This window comes from Nesterenkonia natronophila (assembly GCF_003595215.1).
Lineage (GTDB): Bacteria > Actinomycetota > Actinomycetes > Actinomycetales > Micrococcaceae > Nesterenkonia > Nesterenkonia natronophila.
Window position 1 is genome coordinate 412,020 of sequence record NZ_QYZP01000003.1, and the last position, 25,936, is coordinate 437,955.

The 25,936-nt window shown below is 62.1% G+C and carries 25 protein-coding genes and 1 tRNA gene; 10 read left to right on the forward strand and 16 right to left on the reverse strand.

Translation table 11 applies throughout. The features are described 5' to 3' along the window. The first annotated feature begins 3 nt into the window (after positions 1 to 3). From D3250_RS10850 to D3250_RS10860, 3 genes are read left to right on the forward strand one after another with little or no spacing between them, the layout of a single operon-like run. Complete coding sequence (locus D3250_RS10850) at positions 4 to 1,614, forward strand: circularly permuted type 2 ATP-grasp protein (protein WP_119903395.1); 1,611 nt, start codon at positions 4 to 6, stop codon at positions 1,612 to 1,614. After that, entirely contained in the window at positions 1,608 to 2,540 is a 933-nt protein-coding gene (locus D3250_RS10855; protein WP_119903396.1) for an alpha-E domain-containing protein, read from the forward strand. The genes D3250_RS10850 and D3250_RS10855 overlap by 7 nt, the downstream gene beginning before the upstream one ends. Further along, positions 2,537 to 3,391 carry a transglutaminase family protein gene (locus D3250_RS10860; protein WP_119903397.1) on the forward strand — a complete coding sequence of 285 codons (855 nt, stop codon included), beginning with the start codon at positions 2,537 to 2,539 and terminating at the stop codon, positions 3,389 to 3,391. Before D3250_RS10855 ends, D3250_RS10860 begins: the two co-directional genes overlap by 4 nt. On the opposite strand, the gene tatC is transcribed toward D3250_RS10860, so the two are convergent. The 11 genes from tatC to D3250_RS10915 all read right to left on the reverse strand — a co-directional run bounded on the left by tatC (position 3,382) and on the right by D3250_RS10915 (position 14,952). Continuing rightward, positions 3,382 to 4,125, reverse strand: coding sequence for a twin-arginine translocase subunit TatC (gene tatC, locus D3250_RS10865; protein WP_225973285.1), 744 nt, complete (start codon positions 4,123 to 4,125; stop codon positions 3,382 to 3,384). The genes D3250_RS10860 and tatC overlap by 10 nt on opposite strands. Before the next feature lie 79 nt (positions 4,126 to 4,204). Then, positions 4,205 to 4,456, reverse strand: a complete 252-nt coding sequence (gene tatA, locus D3250_RS10870; RefSeq protein WP_119903399.1) for a Sec-independent protein translocase subunit TatA — start codon at positions 4,454 to 4,456, stop codon at positions 4,205 to 4,207. Positions 4,457 to 4,516: 60 nt separating this feature from the next. Beyond that, entirely contained in the window at positions 4,517 to 6,508 is a 1,992-nt protein-coding gene (locus tag D3250_RS10875; protein ID WP_147383528.1) for a helix-turn-helix transcriptional regulator, read from the reverse strand. Then, on the reverse strand, positions 6,483 to 6,887 hold the full coding sequence (locus D3250_RS10880) for an FKBP-type peptidyl-prolyl cis-trans isomerase (RefSeq protein WP_119903401.1): 405 nt from the start codon (positions 6,885 to 6,887) through the stop codon (positions 6,483 to 6,485). The genes D3250_RS10875 and D3250_RS10880 overlap by 26 nt, the downstream gene beginning before the upstream one ends. Before the next feature lies 1 nt (position 6,888). Then, positions 6,889 to 8,169, reverse strand: coding sequence for an FKBP-type peptidyl-prolyl cis-trans isomerase (locus D3250_RS10885; RefSeq protein ID WP_119903402.1), 1,281 nt, complete (start codon positions 8,167 to 8,169; stop codon positions 6,889 to 6,891). A gap of 34 nt (positions 8,170 to 8,203) precedes the next feature. After that, positions 8,204 to 9,694, reverse strand: coding sequence for a Pup--protein ligase (pafA, locus tag D3250_RS10890; protein ID WP_119903403.1), 1,491 nt, complete (start codon positions 9,692 to 9,694; stop codon positions 8,204 to 8,206). Between the two features lie 3 nt (positions 9,695 to 9,697). Further along, positions 9,698 to 9,901, reverse strand: a complete 204-nt coding sequence (locus D3250_RS10895) for a ubiquitin-like protein Pup (protein WP_119903404.1) — start codon at positions 9,899 to 9,901, stop codon at positions 9,698 to 9,700. A gap of 9 nt (positions 9,902 to 9,910) precedes the next feature. Continuing rightward, positions 9,911 to 11,629 (reverse strand): depupylase/deamidase Dop, encoded by a 1,719-nt coding sequence (gene dop, locus D3250_RS10900; RefSeq protein ID WP_119903405.1) that lies wholly within the window; start codon positions 11,627 to 11,629, stop codon positions 9,911 to 9,913. Then, entirely contained in the window at positions 11,626 to 13,230 is a 1,605-nt protein-coding gene (gene arc / locus D3250_RS10905) for a proteasome ATPase (protein ID WP_119903406.1), read from the reverse strand. The genes dop and arc overlap by 4 nt, the downstream gene beginning before the upstream one ends. After that, positions 13,220 to 14,254 (reverse strand): tRNA (adenine-N1)-methyltransferase, encoded by a 1,035-nt coding sequence (locus D3250_RS10910; protein WP_119903407.1) that lies wholly within the window; start codon positions 14,252 to 14,254, stop codon positions 13,220 to 13,222. The genes arc and D3250_RS10910 overlap by 11 nt, the downstream gene beginning before the upstream one ends. After that, positions 14,251 to 14,952 (reverse strand): HAD family hydrolase, encoded by a 702-nt coding sequence (locus D3250_RS10915; protein ID WP_225973286.1) that lies wholly within the window; start codon positions 14,950 to 14,952, stop codon positions 14,251 to 14,253. Before D3250_RS10915 ends, D3250_RS10910 begins: the two co-directional genes overlap by 4 nt. A gap of 124 nt (positions 14,953 to 15,076) precedes the next feature. Here D3250_RS10915 and D3250_RS10920 point away from each other — a divergent pair, with 124 nt between their 5' ends. Then, positions 15,077 to 15,958 (forward strand): PAC2 family protein, encoded by an 882-nt coding sequence (locus D3250_RS10920; protein WP_225973312.1) that lies wholly within the window; start codon positions 15,077 to 15,079, stop codon positions 15,956 to 15,958. Positions 15,959 to 15,992: 34 nt separating this feature from the next. Here the strand turns inward: D3250_RS10920 and mshC are convergent, their stop codons facing one another. Next, positions 15,993 to 17,264 (reverse strand): cysteine--1-D-myo-inosityl 2-amino-2-deoxy-alpha-D-glucopyranoside ligase, encoded by a 1,272-nt coding sequence (gene mshC / locus D3250_RS10925; RefSeq protein WP_119903409.1) that lies wholly within the window; start codon positions 17,262 to 17,264, stop codon positions 15,993 to 15,995. Positions 17,265 to 17,393: 129 nt separating this feature from the next. After that, on the reverse strand, positions 17,394 to 17,663 hold the full coding sequence (locus D3250_RS10930) for a hypothetical protein (protein ID WP_119903410.1): 270 nt from the start codon (positions 17,661 to 17,663) through the stop codon (positions 17,394 to 17,396). 68 nt (positions 17,664 to 17,731) lie between these two features. Here D3250_RS10930 and D3250_RS10935 point away from each other — a divergent pair, with 68 nt between their 5' ends. After that, positions 17,732 to 17,974 carry a DUF5703 family protein gene (locus D3250_RS10935; protein ID WP_119903411.1) on the forward strand — a complete coding sequence of 81 codons (243 nt, stop codon included), beginning with the start codon at positions 17,732 to 17,734 and terminating at the stop codon, positions 17,972 to 17,974. Positions 17,975 to 17,978: 4 nt separating this feature from the next. Here D3250_RS10935 and D3250_RS10940 read toward each other — a convergent pair whose 3' ends face one another. Next, the gene (locus D3250_RS10940) at positions 17,979 to 19,268 is read right to left on the reverse strand and encodes a M20/M25/M40 family metallo-hydrolase (RefSeq protein WP_119903412.1); all 1,290 of its coding nucleotides are present in this window, start codon (positions 19,266 to 19,268) and stop codon (positions 17,979 to 17,981) included. 152 nt (positions 19,269 to 19,420) lie between these two features. Between D3250_RS10940 and D3250_RS10945 the strand changes: the two genes are divergently transcribed. The 3 genes from D3250_RS10945 (at position 19,421) to D3250_RS10955 (ending at position 21,032) form a co-directional block, all read left to right on the forward strand. Beyond that, positions 19,421 to 19,678 carry a type B 50S ribosomal protein L31 gene (locus D3250_RS10945; RefSeq protein WP_119903413.1) on the forward strand — a complete coding sequence of 86 codons (258 nt, stop codon included), beginning with the start codon at positions 19,421 to 19,423 and terminating at the stop codon, positions 19,676 to 19,678. A gap of 64 nt (positions 19,679 to 19,742) precedes the next feature. After that, positions 19,743 to 19,829 (forward strand) — tRNA-Leu (locus D3250_RS10950). Positions 19,830 to 20,132: 303 nt separating this feature from the next. Next, positions 20,133 to 21,032, forward strand: a complete 900-nt coding sequence (locus tag D3250_RS10955) for a VOC family protein (RefSeq protein WP_119903414.1) — start codon at positions 20,133 to 20,135, stop codon at positions 21,030 to 21,032. Between the two features lie 10 nt (positions 21,033 to 21,042). Here D3250_RS10955 and D3250_RS10960 read toward each other — a convergent pair whose 3' ends face one another. Both D3250_RS10960 and D3250_RS10965 read right to left on the reverse strand, forming a co-directional pair. Then, the gene (locus tag D3250_RS10960; protein WP_225973287.1) at positions 21,043 to 21,936 is read right to left on the reverse strand and encodes a sulfite exporter TauE/SafE family protein; all 894 of its coding nucleotides are present in this window, start codon (positions 21,934 to 21,936) and stop codon (positions 21,043 to 21,045) included. Between the two features lie 4 nt (positions 21,937 to 21,940). Beyond that, entirely contained in the window at positions 21,941 to 22,726 is a 786-nt protein-coding gene (locus tag D3250_RS10965; RefSeq protein WP_119903415.1) for an ABC transporter ATP-binding protein, read from the reverse strand. 49 nt (positions 22,727 to 22,775) lie between these two features. On the opposite strand from D3250_RS10965, the gene serB reads away from it, so the two are divergent. Both serB and tkt read left to right on the forward strand, forming a co-directional pair. Next, positions 22,776 to 23,744 carry a phosphoserine phosphatase SerB gene (serB, locus tag D3250_RS10970; protein WP_158583130.1) on the forward strand — a complete coding sequence of 323 codons (969 nt, stop codon included), beginning with the start codon at positions 22,776 to 22,778 and terminating at the stop codon, positions 23,742 to 23,744. Between the two features lie 73 nt (positions 23,745 to 23,817). Then, on the forward strand, positions 23,818 to 25,926 hold the full coding sequence (tkt, locus tag D3250_RS10975; RefSeq protein WP_225973288.1) for a transketolase: 2,109 nt from the start codon (positions 23,818 to 23,820) through the stop codon (positions 25,924 to 25,926). Positions 25,927 to 25,936: the final 10 nt, after the last annotated feature.

A 25,936-nucleotide genomic window follows, 5' to 3' on the forward strand; every position in this document is an offset into this window, starting at 1 on the left:
AAAATGTCAGATCTCTTCGCCGAGTACCCAAAGGCCATGCAGCGGTCCACCGCGTTTGACGAGATGTTCTCGCCAGAGGCCCAGCTACGTTCCGAATACTCTGGGGTGAACGATGTGCTCCAGTCACTGACCGTCCCAGACGTCTCAGCACGCGCTGAAACCATGGCCCGTACCTTCCTGGACCGCGGCGTGACCTTCGACTTCGCCGGCGAGGAGAGGGCATGGCCGTTGGACATTGTGCCGCGAATCATCCCCGGCGAAGAGTGGAACAGCATCTCGGCCGGAGTCGCCCAGCGCGTGACCGCTCTGGAAATGTTCCTCAACGATGTCTATGACCGGATGGAGATTGTCCGCGACGGTGTGATGCCCCGGTCTCTCATCACCACCAGCGCCCACTTCCACCGCCAGGTGCACGGCTTCTCAACACCGGGCGGTGTGCGGGTCCACATCTCAGGCATCGACCTGGTGCGCGACGACACAGGCACTTTTCGGGTTCTCGAGGACAATGTACGCGTCCCCTCCGGAGTCTCCTACGTCTTGGAGAACCGGCGGGCGATCGCCAAGGGGCTTCCGGAGGCATTCTCGGGTGCGGCGATCCGACCTGTGGAGGAGTACCCTCGGCGGCTGCTCTCCGCACTGCGCCGCACGGCACCCGAAGGCGTGGACGATCCCACAGTGGTGGTCCTGACTCCCGGGGTGTACAACTCCGCCTACTTTGAGCACACGCTGCTCGCCGGCATGATGGGGGTGGAGCTGGTAGAGGGCCGGGACTTAGTCTGCCGCGCGAACCGGGTGTATATGCGCACCACCGAAGGCGAGCAGCGCGTGGACGTCATCTACAAGCGGCTCGACGATGACTTTCTTGATCCGCTGCAGTTCCGGGCCGACTCGATGTTGGGAGTTCCCGGCATCGTCAATGCGGCCCGGGCCGGAAACGTCACCATCGCCAATGCGGTGGGCAACGGTGTCGCCGATGACAAGCTCGTCTACACCTACGTACCTGACATCATTCGGTACTACCTCAATGAAGAGCCCCTCATCCCCAATGTCGACACATTCCGGTTGGAAGAGCCTGAGGCCCGCGAAGAGGTCATGGACCGGCTGGCAGAGTTGGTGGTCAAGCCGGTGGACGGGTCCGGGGGCAAGGGACTGGTCATTGGTCCGGACGCCAGCCGAGATGAGTTGGAAGCCCTTCGCCAAAAGGTACTCGCCGACCCGCGCGGGTGGATCGCCCAACCTGTCCTGCAGCTGTCGACTGTTCCGACCCTCGTTGATGAGACTTTTGGGCCCCGCCACGTGGATCTGCGCCCCTTCGCGATCAATGATGGGGAAGATGTGTGGGTCCTTCCCGGTGGACTGACTCGGGTGGCCCTCACCGAGGGCTCTCTGGTCGTCAACTCCTCTCAGGGTGGCGGATCCAAAGACACCTGGGTCGTGGATCAGGACGGCGCCGAGACAGGAGAGGTCTCCACGGCTGTTCCCTGGAGTACCAGACGCGCCCATCGCTCTACCCAGCGGGTCTGGCCGTCGGCCTTCCACACCGACACCAACCCGTCCTCAGACGCCTACGATGAGCAGCAGCAGCAGCAGAACCAAGGGGGGGCCCCATGCTGAGCCGAATTGCCGAATCACTGTTCTGGATCGGTCGGTATGTGGAGCGCGCCGACGGCACCGCTCGTATCCTCGATGTGCACCTTGAGCGCCTGAATCAGCTGCCGTTGGCGGAGCAGCGCACGGTCTCCGCGAATCTCATGTCGGTCATGGGGGTCGATATCAGTGACGATGATTCCCCTCCCGGGCTTCAGCAGCTGGTCACCCGGATGGCCTTCGACCTCCGGCAGCCAAACTCAATCGCCGGGTCACTCTCCGCCGCTCGCGAGAATGCGCGGCGTGCCCGAGAGACGGTCTCCGCCCCAGTGTGGGAGTCACTCAACGCCACTTGGAACGGACTCACCAGTCACCGGCGGGACGTAGTGGGAACTTACCGGTTCTGCACCTGGGTGATTGAACGGACTGCCACAGTACAAGGAATGGCCGACTCGACAATGAGCCGAGATGACTCCTGGCAGTTTCTGGCTCTGGGTAGGTCTCTGGAGCGGGCCGATATGACCGCCCGAATGCTCGCCACCGGTGACGAGGAAGCTTTCCGGCTCTCCTGGGCCAATATGTTGCGCTGCGCTGGTGCCTATGAGTCGTTCCTGCGCAGCCGCCGTGCCGCCTTCGGTGATACCTACGCCGTGGAGTTTCTGTTGTTGGACCGCCTGTTCCCGCGGTCGGTAGTATCGTCGCTGCGTCAGGTTGAGCAGGCGCTGATCGCATTGGACCCGGAATACAGCCGTACTGGGAAGATGGACTCGGCTCGTCGGCTGGTCGGTCAGGCCTGCACCTTCCTGGAGTACCACCACTCCGAGGATCTCCTTGGAGAGCTTCCCGAACACCTGGAAAGGGTTCGCGCAGCATGTTCGGGTGCCTCCAACGCCATCACCTCGAAGTACTTTGCGCAAGCGGCCGAGCAGGCCTGGACAGGAGAGCACATATGACCCGGCTGCATGTCGTTCACACCACCGATTACCGTTACGGGGCTCCAGTGACGGTTTCGTACAATGAGGCGCGCGTGACCCCGCAGACTGACGCTGCTCAGGTGGTGTTGGAGACCGACCTGCGGATCTCTCCCTACGCCACGGCACTGTCGCACTACCGAGACTACTGGGGAGCCAAGGTCCACACCTTCGATCTGCACTCCCGCCACGAAAGACTGACGGTGACTTCAGAAGCGCTGGTGGAGGTCCACCGCACGGAGAAGCAGCACGCGCCTGAGGATCTCTTGGACTGGGAGGAGCTCACAAGCGACACCAATGTCGAGGAGTTCAGCGACTTCCTTCCGCAGTCCAGGCTCTCCGATCCGGGCGAGTCGCTCGCCGGCGCCGCCCACGGGATCGCCGCCGGGAAGACACCGCATGAGACTGCCCATGCGATCATCGCCTGGCTTCGCGAGGAAATGGAGTATCAACCAGGCACCACCGCGGTGCACTTCAATGCTGAAACCTCATTCTCTGAACGCCGCGGAGTGTGCCAGGACCTCTCACATGTGGTCATTGGGGCATTGCGCGCGGTGAACATCCCTGCTCGCTATGTCTCGGGTTACATACACCCCAACCCAGAGGCCGCCCTCGGCGAGACGGTCGTCGGTCAGTCCCACGCATGGCTGGAATGGTGGGACGGACGCTGGCACACTTGGGATCCCACCAATCACAAACCGGCGGGCGGCCACCACATACTGGTGGCCCGTGGCCGGGATTACGCTGACGTGACACCCTTCAAAGGCATTCTCTCCGGGGGCGGGCCGGACACCGCTCTTGGGGTCGAGGTGACCATCACTCGTCAGGCCTGAGCGGCAGCTTCGCGCTTCGCCTTTCGCTTGTCGTGGAGCAGGCAAAGTCCCACGGCGAGGGCGAACAGCAGCGTCAGTGGAATCATGATGAAGAACATGCTCACGGCTTCCCCGCCAGGGGCCGCCAGGGCGGACATCACCGCAATCAGCATGACTACGCCGCGCCAAGAATTCAGGATCTGCTGACCGGTGACCAGGCCCATCATGTTCAGTCCTACCAGGATCACCGGGATGACCATTGCGATCCCGCAGGCCAAGAACAAGTGCAGCACAAAGGTGAAGTAGACATCTGGGGCGATGATGTTCGACGTGCCCTCAGGATTCAGCGAAAAGAAGAACTCTATGGCCCGCGGCAACAACGTGTACGCCGTCCAAATCCCGGTCAGGAAGAGGGGCACGCTGACGGCGATGAACGCGATCGCGTACCGTTTCTCTCGCTTCTCCAGACCGGGCATGATGAATGCCCAGATCTGGTATAACCAAACCGGGGAGGAGATGACCACGCCCACAAAGAGTGAGAGCCTGATCAGCAGGTCTAGAGGTTGTCCCACGGCATTGAAGGCCAGTGCGGTCAGTCGCCCGTCGTCGTTGTTGCTGTGCTCAACCACTGGCTGCTGCAACGCCGCGACCAGCCATTCGTAGAGGAAAAAACCGGCAACTGCACCCAGGACTACTCCTGCAGCAGCAATCAACAGCCGCCGGCGCAGCTCCCGGAGGTGCTCACGAAGGGACATCCGCCCCTCCGGATCTCGTCTACGTTTCCGAGAGCCCCTGCCGGCCGGACGCTCCCGTTCGGCCAGAGTCATCACAGCCTCAGGAGTAGTCGCGGCGTTCGCGGCTCTCGTGCACATCCGCAGTGGGGTCTATCACTTTGCCCTCAACTGCGCTGGGCTCTGCGTCCGTGGCACCCTCATCCTGGTCTTTATCCTGCATGGTCTTAACCTCAGACTTGAAGATCCGTGCGGACTCCCCCAAAGACCTCGCCAGCTTAGGCAGCTTCGTCGCTCCGAAGAGCAGCAAGAGAATCAGCAGCAGAATCAACCACTGCCACCCAGCAATATTCATCACGACGTCCTTTCCTTGAACCCCTCTAGTGTAGCCGCGGCTGCGGTGCGGGCACACATTTCACTTCTGTTGTTGGCCCAACAGCTCGAGCGCGCGCTCTGCGACTTCCTCGCGCAGCTCGACCGGTCGAATGACTTCGACGTCCCCTCCGGCCCTGAGACATGTGCCGATCACAGCTTCCTTAGTGACGAAAGACGTCAGGATCGTTCGCGCTCCCGTCACCTTCTCAGTGTGCTGCTTCACCGGGTGGTACAGGAAGGCCTGACCCGCCGCGCTGGGCGAGAACCGAAGGACTACGGATACGGAATCGGCTGTCACCGGCACCTGCGGTCCGCTGCTATCGCTGAGACTCAGGGCTGCGCTGCGCTCCCCCTGCGGGTCGTGGGGCAGGGGTTTCAAATCAGCGATCCGATCCAGTCGGAAGAAACGCTCTCCCTGCGCGCGACGGCACCAAGCACGCATGTAGGTGTGCGGCCCGTCGTGGACTACCTGGACGGGTTCGACCACCCGCGTGGAGCTGCGGCCGGAGATGTCGGTATAAGCCAGCTCGACCGCATGACCGGCGGAGCTGGCCTGCTGAGCGGCTCTCAGCACAGCTCTGTGTGCGGCTTGCGGAGCCAGCGACATGGACTCCGCGGCGTGAGCAATCGGCTCCGGCACGATTGCCATGACCTTTCTCTGGAGGCTCTCTGCCGCTGCAGCGATGTGCTCGTCCCCTGGCGGGCAGAGCTCAATGAGGCTCTTCAGCGCGATCAGCAGGCTCATCGCCCCGGGTTTCGTGAGGGATACCGGTCTATCCATAGCACCGCCGGAGGCTCTGAGTTCAATCGGCTGGTCCGCTGTCAGGTATTCGGTAATGAACTGCTCGTCGTTCAGGGGCGGAAACGGCGTAACGTCGAGCGTGTCAGGATATTGGTCCGTGGTCACCAGGCTGATGCTGAGCAGATCCCTCAGCAACTGGTCAGGGGTCAGGGAGTATTTCTCCAGAAGTTCGCTGGGCCGGATCCCACCCCGGGTCAGGAGCAGGGCGATCATGTTGATGACTCGTTCAGTCTTGGTGGACGCGTCGTCCCGGCGCCTTCTGGAGGTGCCGCGCGTGAGCTTCGGCAACGTCCCGGGGGCCTCATCTTGGTGTACCCGCAGAGCCCCTTCAACTGCATCGTGTTCTGTGAACCCCGCGACGTTGCGGTCTACTTCAGCCGCGACATCCAGGGCGGCGTACCGGCCTCCCCGCGTAATCTGCTTAAGAGTCACTGACTCGGGCTCGCTGAGTGAAGCGGCTGGCAGTGTGCTGATTGTCCCGGAGACTCGATCAAGACGGAAGGTGCGCTGGGCGTCTCGGTCCAAGTCGTGAGCCAGGAGATACCAATGCCCGCGGACTCCCATTCCCAGCGGCACCACTCGCCGAGTCTCAGCCTGGCGCCGCCCGCGACCAGTGTATCGGAATGTGATCGCCGCGCGGAGACCGATCCTGGAGATATCCAGCAGGTGGGCGACCTCTGTGTCGGATCCGATCGAGGACTGAACGACCCTCGGTGCCGCCGGAGAGCCAGCAGCGTCGTCGTACTCCGGATCGATGGCCCACACGGCATGCTGGAGTCCAGCGATGGTATTCCGGGCGAATTGCAGCTGGGCGCGGTACAGTGCCGAACGCTCTTGGCTGGTCAGAGACAGGTCGGGCAACCCGTACTGAGTCCGACTGATCCGGTAGCGGTAATCGTCCTCCGCAGTGGGCTCGAGGAGTTTTATTCCGCAGCTTCTCAGGTGTTCCTTGTCGTGGCCGAAGAGCTTCTCCAAAGCGTCGTCGGCGCGTTGGCGCTGACTTCCTACGAGCCGGTCACGTTCGTCTCGGCGCGCTCTGTAAAGCTCGATCTTGTCGAAGATCTGCTCCCTGGTCAGGCCCCCGGGGCGGTTCAGCAGTGCATTTGCTAGGGAAAGTGCCCGGACCACGCCGTCTTCAGCTGCAGCAGTCTGCGGCGCCCCCTCAGCAGTGCCCTCCTCATCCAGCTGCATGATCGCTGAGGCGTCAGTCGGCTTTCTGTACCTGGACAAGGTCCACCACGAAGATCAACGTTTCGTTGGGCCCAATTGCCCCTCCGGCGCCGGATTCTCCATAAGCTAGGTGCGGCGGTATTTCAAGACGACGCCGTCCCCCCTCCTTCATGCCGATCAGCCCCTGGTCCCAGCCCTGGATAACCTGGCCGATGCCTGCGGTGAAGTCCAGCGGAACACCCCTGTTCCATGAGGCGTCGAACTCCTCGCCAGTAGCCCACGACACGCCCACATAGTGGCAGGAAACCTGGTCACCAGGGACCACCTCCGGGCCGGAGCCGGGAATCAGCTCCTCAATGACCAGTTCCTCCGGCAGGGTCTCCCCGGGAAAGTCGATCTCCGGGCGGCTGCGATCATAGCTGCGTTGTCCGAATGACATGTCACTCATCCTCATCGTCGGTGTCGTCTGCGTCAGGAGCGTCTTCAGCGTCGCCCTCATCTTCAGGCATCTGCTCGAACATCGTCTCCAGCTCTTCAATGGAGGTGACGCCGAACTGCACGGCGAGTCCTTCAAGCTCTTCGGCGGTCATGCCGGTCTCTTCAGCCAATTCTTCGAGCCGTTCGCGGTCCTCATCGCTGAACTCAAGCTGCGGGACTTCTCCCTGCTCCGGCTGTCCCTCCTGACCACCCTGAAGCTCCTCCATGGTGTCATTGTCGATAGTTCGAGCGATGTCGACCACGAAGATCAGCGCGCCACCGGGCTGCCCGTCCTCAGTTGTCCCGTCCTCGTTGGTGGATTCGCCGTAGGCAAGATCTTCCGGGATGACCAGGAGAACTTGGTCGCCGACACTGTGCCCCGGGATGCCTTCGAGCCAACCCTCAATCACGCCGCCGGTAAGGGAGAAGCCGAACGGCTCACCCGCAGAACCCGGATCAGCAGATTCACCGTCGTCTTCGTCGTCCTCGTCAGAGTCAGATTCGGTGATCCAGGAGGTGTCGAACTCCTCTCCATCCTCCCAGCGCCAGCCACGATACTGGACGAACACGTAGTCGTCCTCCGCGACTTCCTCACCGTCGCCCGCAATCAGGACTTCACTGCTGAGCTCATTGGGAGCATCAGCCGCTGGATCGTGATCTCCGAGCTCCGGAACCGTGCCGATCTCGGATTCGATCTCCGGCAGCTCACCAGACTGCTCCTGTTCCTCACCGTCTGCGTGGGCAGGTGATTGGCCCAGTACCTCAAAGAGGTAGATGGTCGGCTCGCCAATCCCCTGCTCTGCGTCGGGGACCAGGTAGAAGGCAACATCGGAGCCAACCGTCACGCCCTCCTCGCTGAGCCCCTCCGCGAAGAACTGTTCCACCTCAAAATCTGATGCGGCCAATGCGGGCAGTGCCATGAACGGGTCGATGGGATCTTCGTGGGAACTCTGCTGAATTTCGCCGGTGGAAGGGTCAACAATACTCAGCTGATAGTCCATCAGTGAGTCGCTGCTGATCTGTTCCCCGTCACCTTCATTGACCACATAGGACGAGTTTTCTTCGGCTTCGATGTCGTCGTAGATCACCACGTCGGGGGCTCCGCCCTCGCCGTCATGGTTCACCTCTATGTCGGCCAGCGCCTCAGATTCGCCAAGTCCGGGATCCTCGGCACAGGCCGTCAGCAGCAGGAGCGCAGCGGCTGAAAGGGCGAGCGGGGCTTGGGCTTTGGAATGGATGTGCATCGGATGGAACTCTACTATCTCCGGTTGACTTTCGTCAGATCAGTGGTGGCTCCGGCACAACTGTGCCAGGCGCGAGGGAGTATTTGTCGGTGAGCGCAAGGGTGACCCCCTGCTGGATGCGCTCGTGGAGGCTGCGCTCTCTCAAGTGGTTCTTCCTGTCTCCGAGTCTGTCCAACAGCGACTCGATACGCTCATCGTGCTGAGCGAAAGGGTCTTTAACCATGATGGCCTCCAGGGGCCGGTCGGTGAGTTTGTGGTGAACCCAATCCACCGTGCACTCTGCACCGTAGACACGGGCCGTAGAGAGAAACTCGCCGCGAATAGCTGCTCGAGTCGGCGGAGGGGTCGTCATGGCTCGGGTGACCTGTTCATCTGTAACGAAGTCGGTGGCCCGGCCACGGCGGACTAGCAGGTGGAACAGTCCGCGGTCGGGGTTGACGTCGTGGTAGGCCATATCGATCTGCTCCAACCGAGGATGGTCCATGCCCAATCCCCGCTGGTTGCTGACGTCTTCCACCAGCCGCTTCTTGATCGCCCAGTCGATGTCCTGGTCGATCAGGCTGTGATCGCCGCTCTCGACGGCCTCAAGTGCACGTTCCCAGAGCTCGAGTATCTGGTCGACGTGTTCGTGGTGTGCTCCGTGCTCGGAGATGAAACGGCTGACGCGCTGGAAGATTCCGCGCTGGATCTGCACAGCTGTGACCTGCTCACCGTTGCGGGTGCGCACCCCGGCCCGTCCAGTGATGTCGTGACTGATGGCGCGGATAGCCGCAATGGGGTTCTCCAGTTCGAAGTCCTCGATGGGGACCCCAGCTTCGATCATTCTGAGCACCAGGTCAGTGGAGCCGTAGCGAAGCAGTGACGTTGCCGTCGACATATTGGAGTCGCCGACAATCACGTGGAGCCGCCGGTGGTTGGCCGCGTCAGCGTGTGGCTCATCTCTAGTGTTGATGATGGGCCGGGACCTGGTGGTCGCGCTGGAGATCCCTTCCCACATGTGGTCCGCTCGCTGGGAGAAGGCGAAATGCGCCTCACGGCTGTCCTCAGCCGGCACAACGCGCCCAGCTCCGCTGATGATCTGTCTGGTCACCAGAAAGGGCAACAGGATTCCTGAGAGTCTGCGGAAATGAGTCGTGCGGGGTATGAGGTAGTTCTCGTGACTTCCGTACGAGTTGCCAGCGGAATCAACATTGTTCTTCAGCACGTAGACCTGCCCGGTGAAACCGTCCCGGTGGATGCGTTCCTCTGCTTCTACGGCAAGGTCATGCATCACTCTCTCTCCCGCCCGGTCCGAAGCGATGAGATCGATCAGGTCGTCGCACTCTGCGGTGGCATATTCGGGGTGGGAACCGACGTCGAGATACAGACGCGAACCGTTCGGGATGAAAATATTGGAGCTTCGGCCGAACTCCACCACAGGTCGGAAGAGGTACCGTGCCAGCTCGTCAGGTGGAAGGCCTCGCCCAGTCTCAGGCCGATGGGTAAGTCCGAACTCCGTTTCAACGCCGTAGACGCGATGATCCACGCCTTACTGGCCACCCTTCTGCACAAATCCTTTGACGAACTCCTCGGCATTCGCTTCCAGCACCGTGTCAATCTCGTCGAGCAGACTGTCCAGCTCCGCTGCGCGTTCGGTGGCTTGGGGATTTCCCTGCACCTGTGCGGCGTCTGCGGACTCAGGCTGGTCTCCATCACCGTGACGGTACGGCTGTTTCTGCGGCTGTGCTGACATGGGACTATCCTACCGCTGGCCCAGCACGTCCTGCAGACCATGGACCAGCTCTGCAGGTTCCTCAGCTCGCTCCAACACCTGTTCGGTCTGCTCTCGATTGCCGCTGAACGGGTCCGCGAGTTGGAGCCTGACCACCGGTGAGGCCTCATCCGGACGCAGCAGTATCTGATCCCAGGAGGCACCGGCCACCGACTCGGAGTGTTGAGATATGAGTTGCCCACGCAGCCAGGCGCGGGTCTCCTCGGGCGGGTGCGATGCTGCCCAGGCAACCTGTTCTTCTGTGAAGAGCCGCCGCATGCGCCCAGCACGAGCCAGGCGGTAGTAGAGGCCCTTGTCAGGCCGCAGGTCGTGATACTGAAGATCAATCATGCCGAGCTGCGGAGAGTCCCAGCTCAGGCCATCGCGACGTCGGTAGGACTCCAAGAGGTTCCACTTGGCCACCCAGTCCACGCGGTCCCCCGCCCTGCTGATGTCTTCGCCGAGGTCCGTCAGCAGGTCAGCCCATGCCTCCAAGAGCTCAGCAGTCTCGGTGTCAGGCGCGGCGTGCGGCAGTCGAGCAGCGCTGACTTCACGTGCATGGTCGATCGCTGCCTGGAGGTATTGCTGCTGAATCTGCAGAGCCGTCAGAGGACCCTGGGTTGTCGCCACGGTACAGGTGAGAGTGGGGTCGTGAGAGATCTCCTTCAGTGCCAGGACCGGGTCGTTGAGCCTTATTGCAGGGGCTTTCCCCGACTCGATGAGGTCGAGTACGAGTGCGGTGGTACCCACCCGCAGCCAGGCGGAGAATTCACTCATATTGGCGTCTCCGATGATGACGTGCAGCCTGCGCCAGCTGTCGAAGTTGGCGTGCGGCTCATCGCGGGTGTTGATGATCGGGCGCCGAACTGTGGTCTCCAGGCCCACCTGTTCTTCGAAGAAATCGGCCCGCTGCGAGATCTGGAAGCCAGCGGACTGCGACCGCTGGCCGAGGCCGACCCGTCCGGCACCGCACATAACCTGACGAGTTGCGAAGAACGGCAGCAGGCCTTCTACCAAAGAGTCAAAGGGCACGGCTCGCGGTACCAGATAATTCTCATGCGCGCCGTAAGAGACCGACTTATTGTCTGTGTTGTTCTTATAGAGCAGTACTTCCGGCGCCCCCGGTTCCTGAGAGAGCCGCTGGGCCGCTGCTCGGGCAATGACGTCACCGGCGACGTCGTAGAGCACCGCCCGTTTGGCGCCTACGGTCTCGGGGGCAGAGTATTCGGGATGCGCGTGATCTACGTAGAATCTGGCACCGTTGCCTAGTACCAAATTCATCAGCATCTGGGGCTGGCCTGCCTCCATCCGGTAGAAGTCGCCTCGCCAATGATCCGAGCCTGGCGGGTGATAACCCCGCTCGGCTGAATCGGCTGGGCTGGGGTCTCCGCCTGAAATATTGCCCAGAGCATCCCGTACTGCTCCGGAGCCAGGCTCCTGCTCGGCGGCGTAGCTGACGGCCTCTGTGGTGTCAGTGAGCTGAGTGGGGTGGGCTGCCGACCGGGGCAGCACCCACCCTCTGGCGTCCACGAGCGGAGACTCTGACTGATAGTCCCACTCCGTACCTGCCACCGCTCCCCCGGATTCAGTAACATGTGCCGCATAAGCATTGATCAGCTCTATGGAAAGGCTCACGTGGCTGGCTCGGGGATTTGCCGGAGCATGGATTCCATACTCGGTCTCCATTCCGATCAGACGTCGGGCACTCATGCTGCGGGACCGTTTCCTGAGGGCGCCGCGGGTCCGGGCGCCGACTCGGTGATCCTCAGCCCGGCGATCATATCTCGCTGTTCGGCCAATTCCTGCTGGATGGCGGCATCGAGGTGTTTCTGGGTAATGCCCTTGAAGTTCTCCTCTTCAGCTCGCGCCAGGTACTCCTTGATGGCCAGTTTTTTGGTGCGGTCAACGATATTGCTCAATACCGCGCCAGACATGAAGCCGGCATGCGCGGGGTAGAGTTGGGAGACTGTGGTTTCGATCAGTGCAACCCGAAGTGCCTCTCGGCTCCCGTACTCTTCGATGAGCGCCGACCGCAGCGGAACCGAGTCTCCGAGGTGGATCCGGAGTATTTCGCGTGCCCCTTCAGCGCTTGGGCGCTGGACACGGATCTTCACGTCGAGTCGTCCCGGTCTGAGGATGGCGGGATCGATCATGTCTTCCCTGTTGGACGCGCCGATGACGATCACGTTCTCCAGGGACTCCACGCCGTCTATCTCGGCCAGCAGCTGGGGGACAATCGTCGTCTCAACGTCGGAGGAGACCCCTGTGCCGCGGGTGCGGAAGAGTGCCTCCATCTCGTCGAAGAACACCACGACCGGGGACCCTGCTGAGGCTCGCTCACGGGCTCGGGCAAAGATCACTCGGATGTGCCGCTCAGTTTCTCCTACGTATTTGTTCAGCAGCTCGGGCCCCTTGATGTTAAGGAAGTACGCGGCCGATTCCTCGCCCGCTGCCAGTGAGGTGGCCACAGCCTTGGCGATCATGGTCTTGCCGCAACCGGGTGGCCCATAGAGCAGTATGCCCTTGGGCGCGCGCAGGCCGTGTTCGCGGAAGAGGTCGGCATGCAGGAATGGCAGTTCTACAGCGTCACGGATCTGTTCGATCTGTTCAGCGAGACCTCCGATATCTCCGTATGAAATATCCGGGGTCTCCTCCAACACCACATCTTCGACATCGGAGAGTGGGACTACTTCCGTAGCCGTGCCGGTGCGCAGGTCAACGACGACAGTGTCGCCAACTCGTACGGGTTTCTCCCCCTCTGGGGCTTGGCTGGCCGCCGCGGACGACAGCTTCACCACCCGCTCTTCCTCCCCCCTGGCGAGGATGACCAGTCTGCCGTCCGGCAGGATCTCTTTGACCCGGGCGATCTCTCCAGTTCCCTCCGGGTCAAGGACTGCGATGACGGTGTAGTTCTCGTTGAGCAGGACCTCACTGCCCGAGGTGACCTCCTCCGGGCGGATCAGTGGAGAGACCGAGACTCGCAGTTTCCGTCCGGAGTGAAGGACATCACAGCCGGGCGCGGTGGCGGCGTCGATCTCGCGTCCTTCCGTGCGCTCTCTCTGTTCCCGGTAAGCAATCACGGTCGCGAAGGTGAACGGGGGCTGGCCGTCGGCTTCAAGCGCTTGTTTGAGTTGATCTATCTGGCCGCGTGTGGCCTCGAGCAGACCGGTCAGGCGGTCGTTGCTTCTCCCTGCGCTCTGCAGCTGCTGTTCCAGACTTCGCTGGCGCTGCCGGAGGTGGTCGATCAGCCGGTGGGCTTGGTCGAGCTTGCCGCGCAGCTCCGCAGTATCTGTAGGAGTCTCACTCGTCATTCACAACCTCCTTGGCTGCTTCGGCGTGCTTGAGGGAGTTGGCTGCTGCCTTACGAGCCTTCTTCCTGGATACCATGCGAGTCTGAAGAGTCTCTTCATCCCACGTCTCATCGTCATTGGTTCCCGCCCACGCCTGCGTGTCCTCACCGGCAGGTTCGGAGACCTTCTCCCGCTTCTTAAGCTCCAGGGGAAGCTGGTCATCAGCGAGCCGCCGAGTGGAAAGCAGGAATCCGGTGTGTGCGACCATTCGATGGTCAGGGCGCACCGCAAGGCCGTCAAGGTGCCAGGTGCGCAGCATAGTTTCGTGCGCCTCGGGCTCGGTGAAGCCGCCGGAGCGCCTGATTTCTTCGGTCAGCCGAGAGAGCTGTGTCACGGTTGCCACGTAGCTGACCCACACGCCTCCCGGGGCCAGGACGGTCCGGACTGCGGTGAGGCATTTCCATGGAGTCAACATATCGAGCACGACGCGATCCACGCCTCCTGGCTGCTCCACCTCAAGGGATTTCTGCCCGGCGTCACCGACGTGTATCTTCCATCCCGGGTGCGGCTCGCCGAAGAACGCTTCTACATTGCTGCGAGCGATATCGGCGAACTCCTCTCTGAGTTCATACGAATTGAGCGTGCCGAAATCACCTGTGGCACGCAGCAGAGAGAGGCTCAGCGCTCCGGAGCCGACACCGGCCTCCATCACATGGGCACCGGGGAAGATATCAGCAACCTGGATGATCTGGGCGGAGTCCTTCGGGTAGACCACCGTGGCTCCACGCGGCATGGAGAGCACGTAGTCATTCAGCAGCGGGCGCAGCACCTGATAGCGGTAGCCCGCACTGTTCTCCACCACGATGCCCTCTGGCTGGGAGATGAGCTTGTCATGGTGGAGGACTCCGCGATGCGTGTGCCATTCGCCTCCCTCGTGGAGAGTGATGGTTGATTTGCGACCCTTGTAGTCCGTGAGTTGGACACGCTGCCCCGATTTCAGCAGTCCGGTGCGCATGTGCTTACCGATCGGTGCGTTCCCGATCATGCGACGGCCGGAGAAGGTTCACGAACCAGCAGCTCCTGCAGGTCAGCAAGCCCGGTGCCGGCAAGTGTCTCCAGCAGGTGCCACTGGCCGGTTGCCGGCAACGGTGAATAGTGCGGAACGGCGACCGTCACCAACCCGGACGCGGCTGCTGCGGCAGTGCCGGGAACCGAGTCTTCGATCGCCAGGCACTTCTGGCGACGCAGGGGCGCCCCGGTGCGAACCTCATGATTGGCTGCCATAGTGTCGAAGGCCAGGTGGTACGCCTCCGGATCTGGCTTGCCCGCTGAGACCATGTCACCGGTGACCACAAACTCCAGTTGACCGGTCGGCAGAGCATCCGCGATAGCCCGAGCCAGTGGCGTGAAGCTCATTGTCACCATCGCACTTCGCACGCGCTCACGGTGCAGCTCCTGAAGCAGATCTCGTGCACCAGGACGCCAGGGAATCCGTTCAGCGCAACGGTTGACGACTTGAGCCGTGAGATGGTCAATGATCTCCCGGACCCCCATCTGGACTCCGGCGTCTTGGAGCACCGATGCGGAGTAGGTGAGAGCCTGGCCCACCAGGTGGTGAGCCTTTTCCTCGTCCCACGTGCCCCCATGCTCTGTGACGAGCCTGTACTGAGATTCGATCCAGTAAGGTTCTGTGTCCACCAGTGTGCCGTCCATGTCCCAGAAAACGGCCTGCAATTCTGACATGCTCACCATCGTACGCTTCCACCAGCTGTGGCTTGCCAGTACTGTGAGAAATGTGAGTGAGGACAATCAAGCATCCGGTTCAGAGGATCCCGACGCTCCTGTTGAGCGGATTGATCGCTCCGAGGTGCTTGCTGCCCATCTGCGGAAAACCGCGACAAATGGTGCGGAGAGTCCCAGCCGCCCCACATTGATGGTGCTGGCTTTCGAGGGCTGGAACGACGCCGGCGGCGCCGCCTCCACTGCCGTGCGCACAGTTGCACAAGCTTTGGGAGCGGAGCTCGTGGAGAAGCTCACCGATGAGGAGTACTACGACTTCCAGTTTTCTCGACCCAAGATTGCGCGCAATCCCACTGGGCGCGAGATCATCTGGCCCTCCACCACCATATTGCACGCCTCCCCAGCATCCGGGGAGTTCGACCTGCTTTTCGTGCACGGAGTCGAGCCCAGCTTCCGATGGCGAGCCTACACCGCTGAGCTGCTGACCAAGGCGGCGGAACACCACGTAGCCGCAGTGGTTCTTGTCGGCGCGCTTCTGGCGGACGTGCCGCACACCCGGCCCATTCCAGCCTCGTTCTCTTCCGAGGACGCCGAGATCCAGGATCTGCTGGATATCGATGAACCGACATACGAGGGCCCGGTCGGAATCGTCGGCGTCTTAGCGCACACCGCCTTTCAAGCGGGTATCCCGTCACTCTCCCTGTGGGCTGCAGTGCCGCATTACGTAGGACAGGCGCCCTCACCGAAGGCCCAACTGGCCCTCATGCGGAAGCTCGAGGAACTTCTGGGTGTGCCCCTGGACCCACAGCAGGCAGAGGAGATCTCTGAAGACGCCGCGGCGTGGGAGCGAGGTGTCGATGACCTGGCTGAGGAGGACGCGGAGATCGCGGATTACGTGAAGCGCCTCGAAGAAGCCACCGACACCACGAACCTGCCGGAAGCTTCCGGCGACGCGATCGCCGAAGAGTTCGAACGCTACCTGCGGCGCCGAAAACCCCCGGAGAGCTGAGTGGTCTCCGTGAGCTCGGTCTGGTAGGCCAGGCTCACACCGCCAGATCGATGCCCAGCAGGGCCAGAACGACCTCGCGGACCTCAGTGGCGGAAGCACTTGCCGCCAGATGGCCTGCGGCCCAGAGATCGAGTGTATCTAAAGCAGCTGGAGAGTTGAGGTCACCGGCCAAAGCGCTCATGAGGGCATATTGGAGGTCTCCCGGCGAGGCGGAGTGGCCGGGCTGCTCGGCTGTGTCCTGCAGCGCTGATTGCCAACTGGCAAGGCGGTCACCGGCTGCTTTCAAAGCTGTCTCGGTGTAGGACCAGTCCACTCGCCAATGATTGGAGAGGATGAGTACACGGATGACCTGTGGATCGGTTCCCCGCGCGCGCAGCTGAGACACCAGAACCAGATTGCCCCGTGACTTGGACATCTTCTCACCAGTGAGACCCACCATTCCGGTGTGCATGTATCCCTCCGCCAAGGGCTTGCCGTCGGCAGCGGTGGCGTGTGCTGCGGAAAACTCGTGGTGGGGAAAACGCAGATCAGAACCCCCGCCTTGGACGGTGAAAGGTGCTGGAAGATGACGCCGCGCAATCACAGAACATTCGATGTGCCAGCCGGGGCGGCCCTCCCCAAGCTGGCCGCCTGGCCACTGAGGTTCACCGTCGCGGGCCGCACGCCAGAGCAGCGGATCGAGCGGGTCCCGCTTTCCGGGCCGGTCGGGGTCTCCCCCGCGTTGCGGAAAAAGCTCCTCCATGGCAGAGCGATCGTAGGCCCCGATGCTTCCCAGTCGCCAACCGGTACTCTGCTCTGCGGCGGAGACATCGAAGTAGTAGTCGTCACCGACAGCATCTGCTGCAGGCACCGGATAGGCCAATTCTCGGACGAGGAGCTGCTCGACGTCCTCCACCACAGCTGGGATCATCTCGACCGCACCCACAAAGTGGTCCGGAGGTATGACCCCCAGCGCGGTCATGTCCTCACGGAACAACTGGGTCTGCGACTCGGCGAGCTCGCGCCAGTCGACGTGTGTCTCGGTGGCACGCTCCAGTAGAGGATCGTCGATATCCGTGACGTTTTGAACGTACTGCACGTCGAGCCCGCAGGCTCGCCAATACCGGACCAGGATGTCGAAGTGGACGTACGTGTTGGCATGACCCAGGTGCGTGGCATCGTACGGGGTGATACCGCAGACGTAGAGCGAGGCGATGCCCTGCGTAGAGGTGGTGCTGACCGTTGCCCCCCGGGGTGTGTCATAGAGCTCCAGGCTTTCAGGCACAGGTGGCAGGGCAGGCACGGTGGGGGCGCTCCACGATCTCACGCAAATGTTCCTTTCACAGGCGGGTGACTCCACCACCGGTCAACTCCGAGGAGAGGTTGATAATTCCAATGGAGCGTGGAGGCAGGCACCGCTCACAGCGCCATGCGGCGGAATGTGCACAGCAGGAGGTTAGTCCTCTTCGACGTCCTCCTCGAGGTCGTCGTCGTCCTCGAGTATGTCGTCGCCGTCGTCGGAGTCTTCGTCGTACAGATCCAACGGGGTCACTTCACCCGTGGAGGCGAAGAGGGCATCTTCATAGGCTTCGAATGCATCGGAGATGTTGTAGAACGCCGTTTCGACCGAAGGATCGTCCTCGCCCCGGCGATTGACTGCTGCTGAGAGGTGTTCCTCAAGTGCGTTGCTGAGCGCGTTGAGAGCGATGCGCGGATCGAGGTTCATACGGCCACAGTATCAACGTCCCAGCCCTCAGCGGTAGCCCTCTTGACGGGTGTTCTAGAGTGGTTCTGATGGCAGAGCAGACCCATGCCTCCGCGATGAGCCGGTACACCGCTGCGGACGACGACGGCCGCGGGTGGGAGTACCTTGTCCTGACGTGCCAGCCGCGTGAGTCACTGGCTGAGGTCAGGCGTCGGGTAATTGACTATGCCGAGTATGGCCGTTGGGAGCTGCGCCGGTCCGCACTGTACACCGGTGGCGTGAGGAAGTACTGGCTTCGCCGTCGCGTGATCCGTGTCCGGCGCACATTCTGAGCGCTCACTGCTCCAGCAGGAAGCGGTGCAGCACGCGGACGCCGAATTCCAGCGCTGCGACAGGAACACGCTCGTCGACCCCATGGAACATTCCGGTGAAGTCCAAGTCCGCCGGAAGTTGCAGCGGCGCAAACCCGTAACCGGTGATTCCCAGCTTCGCCAGGTGTTTGTTGTCGGTCCCACCGCCGAGCATGTAGGGCAGCACTACGGCGTCGGGGTCTTCGTCCTTAAGCGATTGGACCATCTGCTCGACAAGGGTTCCGGAAAATGGCACCTCGAGGGCAGGACCCTCGTTCATGAGCTCAAACTCGACTTTCTCACCGGCCAGTCCGCGCAGCGTGGAGGCGACCTTCTCATCCTGCTCCGGCAGCGTGCGAGCATCCACAAGCGCCTGAGCCTGACCTGGAACCACGTTGTGCTTATAACCAGCCTCGAGCAGCGTGGGATTGGACGTGTTGCGCAGAGTGGCGGCGATAAACTTGCCCGCAGACCCGGACGCTTCAATGAGCGGTGAGGGATCTTCCGGATCGAACGGTATGCCTGTGATCTCGGAGAGCTGTTCGAACAGAGCGCGCGTGGTCTTGGTGTAGTCGAGCGGCCACTCGTGTGCGCCGATTGCTGCGACAGCTTCGGCGAGGTGCACCACCGGGTTGTCTTGGTGGATGGCGGAGCCGTGGCCTGCTGTGCCATGGGCGGTCATTTTGGTCCAGTGGATGCCCTTCTCCGCCGTCTGGATGAGATAGGCCCGGGTGCCAGCGATATCGGCGGAGAACCCTCCCACTTCGCTGATCGCCTCGGTGGCCCCGTCGAAGAGCTCCGGGTGGGCATCAGTCAACCACCGCGCGCCGTACGCCCCGTTGTCCTCTTCGTCGGCGAAGAAGGCGAAGATGAGGTCACGTTTGGGGCGGTGTCCGTCTTGAGCCATCTGCAGCATTGAAGCCAAGATCATCGCGTCCATGTCTTTCATGTCGACCGCGCCGCGGCCCCAGATGAGCCCATCAACGAGTTCGGCTGAGAAGGGATCAACTTGCCAGTCGGCGGCTTGGGCGGGGACTACGTCCAGGTGGCCGTGAACTACCAGCGCCCCCGCGTCCTTGTCAGTTCCCTTCATACGGGCGACGACGCTGGTCCGACCCGGGACCTTCTCAAAGAGCTCCGGTTCGAGTCCAGCCCGGCGCATAATCTCAGCGCAGTACTCCGCAGCCTCACGTTCTCCGTTCGACTTGCCCTCACCCCAATTGGAGGTGTCGATTCGAATCAGGTCACGGCAGAAGTCAACGACATTACTCTCCATAACGTCACCTTATCGTCCTACACAGCGGCAGGGTCTGTGTGGCACCGCAGCACAGCTTAGGGTAGGATCGAGTGTTGGCCGTTCAGCGGCCTATGATCTTTATTTTCCCAGCTTCTGGCAAAAACCAGCGGCGTATGAAAAGGAACTCGAGCATGAAACCTGATATTCACCCGACCTACCAGCCGGTGATCTTCAATGATCTCTCCTCCGGCGAGAAGGTGCTGACACGCACCACCGCTACCAGCGAGAAGACCATGGAGTGGGAGGATGGCAACACTTACCCGGTCATTGACGTCGAGGTTTCCGCAGCCTCGCACCCCTTCTACACTGGTAAGCAGCGCATCATGGACTCCGCCGGCCGTGTGGACAAGTTCAACAAGCGCTTCGCCGGTTTCGGTGGCAAGAAATAAGAGTTTCTGACTCAGCCTGCCGACGTGCTAAGCTCTCTTGGCTTCACGTTGAGGCAGGCACCCTGCGCGGGTGGCGGAATAGGTAGACGCGCTAGCTTGAGGTGCTAGTCCTCTATTAATGAGGGTGGGGGTTCAAGTCCCCCTCCGCGCACAGGCTGAACATGGAATGCAAGTCTTGCGTTTCAGTTAGCCGAAGTCAGCACAGCAGGGCCCTCTCCTGGGAAATCTGGGAGGGGGCCCTGCTGCGTTCCGCCTCGGGCATCCCCCAACGCAAGACATCCACTGTCCTGTCCGCTTCTGGCCAGCGACCAGGAACGCCAGAAGTCATCTCCCTTACTTGTAGCTTGAACTAAAATGTGGGACACTTTAATTACTTGCTCCCACAACTAAAATGGGGCGGCTTGGATTTCTCTCCCCCGACTCCCCCGCTGCCGCACTTGATCGAAGGAACCCCATGCAAGCACCGACCTGGGCCCCTGAAACTGTCCCAACACCCGGGGCGGCGGCCGCCGAGACACGTATGGACACCGTTGAGCTGCTCGTCCACGACCTCGACGCCATGACCGCGTTCTACCATGATGCTGTCACCCTCGATGTCCTGGACCAGTCCGGCGACACTGCCACGATGGGCCGCGGGGCCCGCCCCATGGTCGTGCTCAAGCAGGAGAAGCACCTCCCTGGGCGTGACCGCTATGGAGCCGGGTTGTTCCACACTGCGATCGTCTTCGAGGATCAGACCCGGCTGGCGGCAGCCCTCGCCTCCATGGCCGAAAACGCCGGAAAGCTCTATCAGGGTGCTGCGGACCACCTGGTCAGCGAAGCTTTCTACTTCGCTGATCCGGAGGGCAACGGGATTGAGCTTTACCGCGACAAGCCACGGAGTCAATGGCCGACCGGCCCCGGCACACTGATCCGCATGGCGTCCAACCCATTGAGCCCCAGGGAGTACCTGACCCAGTGGTACAGCCCCGACTTGAGCGAGGGCGGAACCACCGCAGCCATCGGTCACGTGCACCTACAGGTCGGCGACATCCCCACCGCAGAGCACTTCTACACAGACATCCTGGGCCTGGATACGACCTTCGCGATGGGAAGCTCTGCGCTCTTCGTCTCAGCTGGCGGGTATCACCATCACCTGGGGCTCAACACCTGGAACAGCGCCGGAGCGGGCCCCCGCGCCGCCACCCTGGGACTGGGCGATGTCCGCATGCTGACCCCCACCAGGGCAGATGTGGAGGCTCTCGCCGAAAGACTCCGGCACTTCCAGGTCGCATTCACTGACGATGGTCGCGCACTGCGCTTTGAGGATCCCTGGAAGACTCAGCTGACGGTCAGCCCCGAAGAGGCATCCTGAACCGAGCTGATCAACCGATCAAAAGGTTCCGGAGCATGACACCCAGCGCCAGCAGCCCGAGTGCAATGATCACAGAGCGCAGCACCACTGGGGACAGGCGACGACCCACCCAGGCGCCGATAAAGCCCCCAACGGTGGAGCCGACGGCGATGATAGCCACCACTCCCCAGAGAATTACCCGATCGTCCGGCTCGCGAATGAGGTAGTCCACCACGACGTAGCTGATCGCGGCGGTGAGGTTCACGAAGGCCACCAGGAGGTTCTTGACCCCATTTGCCTGCTGAAGCGTGGCCGCAAGCAGGATACCCATGATCCCCATCAGCAGAATTCCCTGAGCGGCCACGAAGTACCCGCCGTAGATTCCAGCTAAGAAGACCAGGAGAATCAGCGGCCAACCGACAGAGTCGGCAGCCTTGCGTGCCACCGTCTCCGCATCATCTTCCGGCTGTGGGGTGCGCGGATCGGGGTCGTCAGTGCGTTCCACTGCTCTGCGTCTGACCCAAGCCGCCAATTTCGGCTGGGCGATGACCATGACCAGTGAGACGACGATCAGCACCGGTGCGACGGTGCCAAAGACCTCCTCAGGAAGTGTGATGAGGAGCGTGGCGCCTATGACACCGCCGAGGAAGGACGCGGGAATCAACCGGCCAAGGACCGATCTGACCTGCACGATTTCACGCCGATATCCCCAAGCGCCGGTGAAGTTCCCCGCGATCAGCCCCATGGCATTCGAGACCGTGGCGGAAACCGGCGGCACGCCCATTGCGACCAACACAGGAAATGTCACCAGGGTTCCTGAGCCGACCACCGTATTGATGGCGCCGGCCCAGATCGCAGCGACCAGAATCAGCAGCAGGAGTCCTGCGCCTAGACCGTGCAGTTCGAACTCAAGCAGCGCCTCCAAAGCGTCAGCTCTTCATGAAGGCGCTGAAGCGGCCTTCACGCTCCGTCAGCTTCAGCGGCATGTCGAAAGTGGCACTGAGATTCTCCGAGGTGAGTGTATCGGCGATGGGACCCGCTGAGACCACCTGCCCCTCACGCAGCAACAGCACGTGGGTGAAGCCGGGAGGGATTTCCTCCAGGTGGTGGGTTACGAGCACCGTTGCCGGAGCAGACTCGTCCTCCACCAACGCTGAGGTCCGCGCCACCAGGGCCTCACGACCCGCTAAATCCAGCCCCGCGCCGGGCTCATCCAGCAGCAACAGCTCAGGGTCAGTCATCAAAGCTCTGGCGATCTGCACCCGCTTTCGCTCCCCCTCGCTGAGCGTGGCAAAGGGTCGATCGAACACTGTGCCCACCCCCCAGTCGTTGAGCAGCTCGAACGCCCGACGCTCATCAAGCTTTTCGTACTCTTCGTGCCACCTCCCGGTGACGCCATAGGCGGCGGTGACCACCACGTTGAGCGCGGTTTCGCGGCCAGGCAGCGTATGCGCCACCGAGTTCGAGCAGAGGCCGATGCGCGGACGCAGCTCGAAGACGTCGACCCCGCCCAATGTCTCGTCGAGAATCTGGGCACTGCCGGCCGTGGGGAACAATCGGGCAGAAGCGATCTGCAGCAGCGTGGTCTTGCCGGCTCCGTTGGGGCCGAGGATCACCCAGCGCTGACCCTCCGCAATCCCGAAGTCGACTTCGTCGAGGAGCAGCTTGCGACCACGGCGCACGGTCACACCGGAAAGATTCAGCACGGGACTCATGCGCCCAACCCTACCGAACCGGCTTGGCGGTTATAGGCTGAGACGCGTTATGACTGATCTGCCTTCCGGGACCGTTGCCATGCTCGCCGCCGAGGAGCCCGACGGAGCCCTCATCCGTTCTCTCACCGCCGAGTTTGACCGCCGCGGGAGTGTGCACCACGCTGAATCGACCGAATTCCAGACAAGGTCCGGGCCCGTGCGTGCTGTCAGGTGGTCCTTGGAACTGGGCGACTCCGATGACACTTTCGGCACCCAACTGATCAGTTCGCTGCTCGACGACGCCGCTGAGAAGCTGGGCAGCCGCGCTGTCACCACTACCGTTCTACCCTCAGGCCAGCGACCCAAGGGAGACATGATGCTGATCATGGACGTGGACTCCACGCTGATCGATCAAGAGGTGATCGATCTGTTGGCTGGTTTCGCCGGGGCAGCCGAAGAAGTGGCCAAAGTCACAGAAAGCGCCATGCGCGGGGAGCTCGACTTCACGCAGAGCCTGTACGCGCGAGTCGAGACTCTGGCTGGCCTGCGGGACACAGTGCTTCATGAGACCTCGGCTGCTCTGACGGCGACAGCCGGTGTCCGCGAAGTCATCAGCACCTGGCAGCGGCGACACTGGCCGGTCTACGCGGTCTCTGGGGGCTTCCGGCAGATTCTTGAACCTCTAGCGACAGAGCTCGGTCTCACCGACTTTGATGCCAACACTCTTGAGGTCGTCGACGGCCGTCTCACGGGCCAAACTGTGGGACACATCGTTGGTCCTGAGGCGAAGCTGCAGCGCATGTTGGAGTGGAGCCAGCGCAGTGGCACACCTGTTCAGAATGTGGTCGCCGTGGGCGATGGGGCCAATGATGCGGATATGGTGAAGGGGGCAGGTGTGGGGGTAGCCTTCTGTGCTAAGCCAGCCCTGGTAGAGCGCGCTGATCTAGTGATCAGTCATCGCCATATGGGATTGGTTGCCTACGCAGTCGGCTTGGACGTGGAAGCGACGAAATCCGCTCCCGCCGGTATGGTGGAGTGAGACGCGGCACAAGGGCGTGCCTCCTACTTCAGCCCCACTCAGAGACACATCACCGCTTTGGAGGACACTCACCGTGACCGAAATCTTCACCGACCTCGACAAGAAGGCCGTGGACACTCTGCGGGTGCTCGCTGCCGACGCCGTCGAGAAAGTCGGCTCGGGCCATCCCGGTACTGCGATGTCGCTGGCGCCAGCAGCTTACCTACTGTTCCAGAAGGTCATGCGCCACGATCCGTCGGATCCCGAGTGGATCGGCCGGGACCGGTTCATCCTCTCCCCCGGACACTCCAGCCTGACTCTCTATCTGCAGCTTTACTTCTCCGGGTACGGACTTGAGTTGGAAGATATCCAAGCTCTGCGCACCTGGGGGTCCCTGACGCCGGGGCACCCAGAGTACGGTCACACAGACGGTGTGGAGATCACCACAGGTCCGCTGGGTCAAGGGTTGGCCTCCTCGGTCGGCTTCGCGTACGGCCAACGCCGATTGCGCGGACTCTTGGACCCTGAGGCTGAACCGGGCACCTCTCCTTTCGATCACAACGTGTGGGTGATCGCTTCCGACGGGGACCTGCAGGAGGGCGTAACCTCGGAGGCCTCCTCCTTGGCCGGTCATCAGCAGCTGGGGAACCTCAACGTCGTATGGGACGACAATAAGATCTCCATTGAGGACGACACCGACATCGCCTTCACCGAGGATGTCATGGCCCGTTATGAAGCCTACGGCTGGCACGTGCAGCGTGTTGACTGGTTGAAGACGGGTAACTACGCGGAGGACATTGATGAGCTGAACAGGGCCCTGACCGCCGCCAAAGCAGAGACGTCCAAGCCCTCGCTGATCGCACTGCGCACTGTGATCGGTTGGCCGTCCCCCGGCAAGCAGAACACCGGAGGGATCCACGGCTCCAAGCTCGGCGAGGAGGAGCTGGTCGCTACAAAGGAAATACTCGGCTTCGACCCTGACCAGCATTTCCACGTCGATGACGAGATCATCACCCACGCGCGCCGTATCGGTGAACGCAGCGCTGAGGCCCGTGCCGAATGGGACAAGAGCTACGCAGCGTGGCGTGAGAAGCACAGCGATTCTGCCGCACTGTTCGACCGGCTGGTCGCCGGAGAACTGCCACCGGGTTGGGAGGATCGACTGCCCGTCTTCCCAGGCGGCGAAGCCGTCGCCACCCGCGCGGCCTCAGGCAAAGTGCTCAACGCCGTCGCACCTATCCTCCCGGAGCTGTGGGGCGGTTCAGCGGACCTGGCGGGTTCGAACAACACGCTGATCGCCGGCGAAGACTCTTTCGGGCCGCAGAGCTGGTCCACGGGCAAGTTCTCCGCGCAGCCCTTCGGTCGGAATCTCCACTTCGGCGTGCGGGAACATGCCGCTGCAGCGATCACCAACGGGATCCAGCTCTCAGTCCCGCTGCGCACCTACAACGGCACTTTCCTAATTTTCTCCGACTACCAGCGACCAGCCGTACGTCTGGCAGCGCTGATGGGCGTCGGCTCAATCTTTGTGTGGACTCACGATTCCATCGGCTTAGGTGAGGATGGTCCCACCCACCAACCGGTCGAGCAGCTTGCCAGCCTGCGGGCGATCCCCGGCCTGGACGTCACCCGCCCGGCCGATGCCAATGAGGTGGCGGTAGTCTGGCGCGAGATCCTCAAACGCGCCGACCGGCCCGCAGGCATCGCCCTGACCCGACAGGGTGTGCCGACTTTCGCGCGCGGGGACGGTGAAGCCACGGCAGAAGAGTTCGGCACGGTCGAAGGCGCCGCCCACGGAGCCTACGTGCTGGCAGAGTCAGTCCGCGACGGGGCCGTCGCAGCCCCGGATGTCATCCTCATCGGTACCGGTTCCGAAGTCTCCCTTGCCGTGCAGGCCCGGGAGAATCTCGCTGCCAAGGGCATCGCCGCCCGCGTCGTGTCCGCTCCCTGCCTCGAGTGGTTCGCCGATCAGGACTCCGCCTACCGGGAGTCCGTACTCCCGGCTTCTGTGAAGGCTCGAGTGGCGGTGGAAGCTGCGCACCCGATGAGCTGGTACCCATACGTCGGCGACGCCGGGCGGATTGTGGGCCTGGATCACTTCGGCGGTTCGGCCGACTACAAGGAGCTCTACGAGCAGTTCGGCATCACTGCCGAAGCAGTGACGGCTGCGGCCGAAGACTCCATCAGCGCGGCGAAGAACTAAACTTTCACGA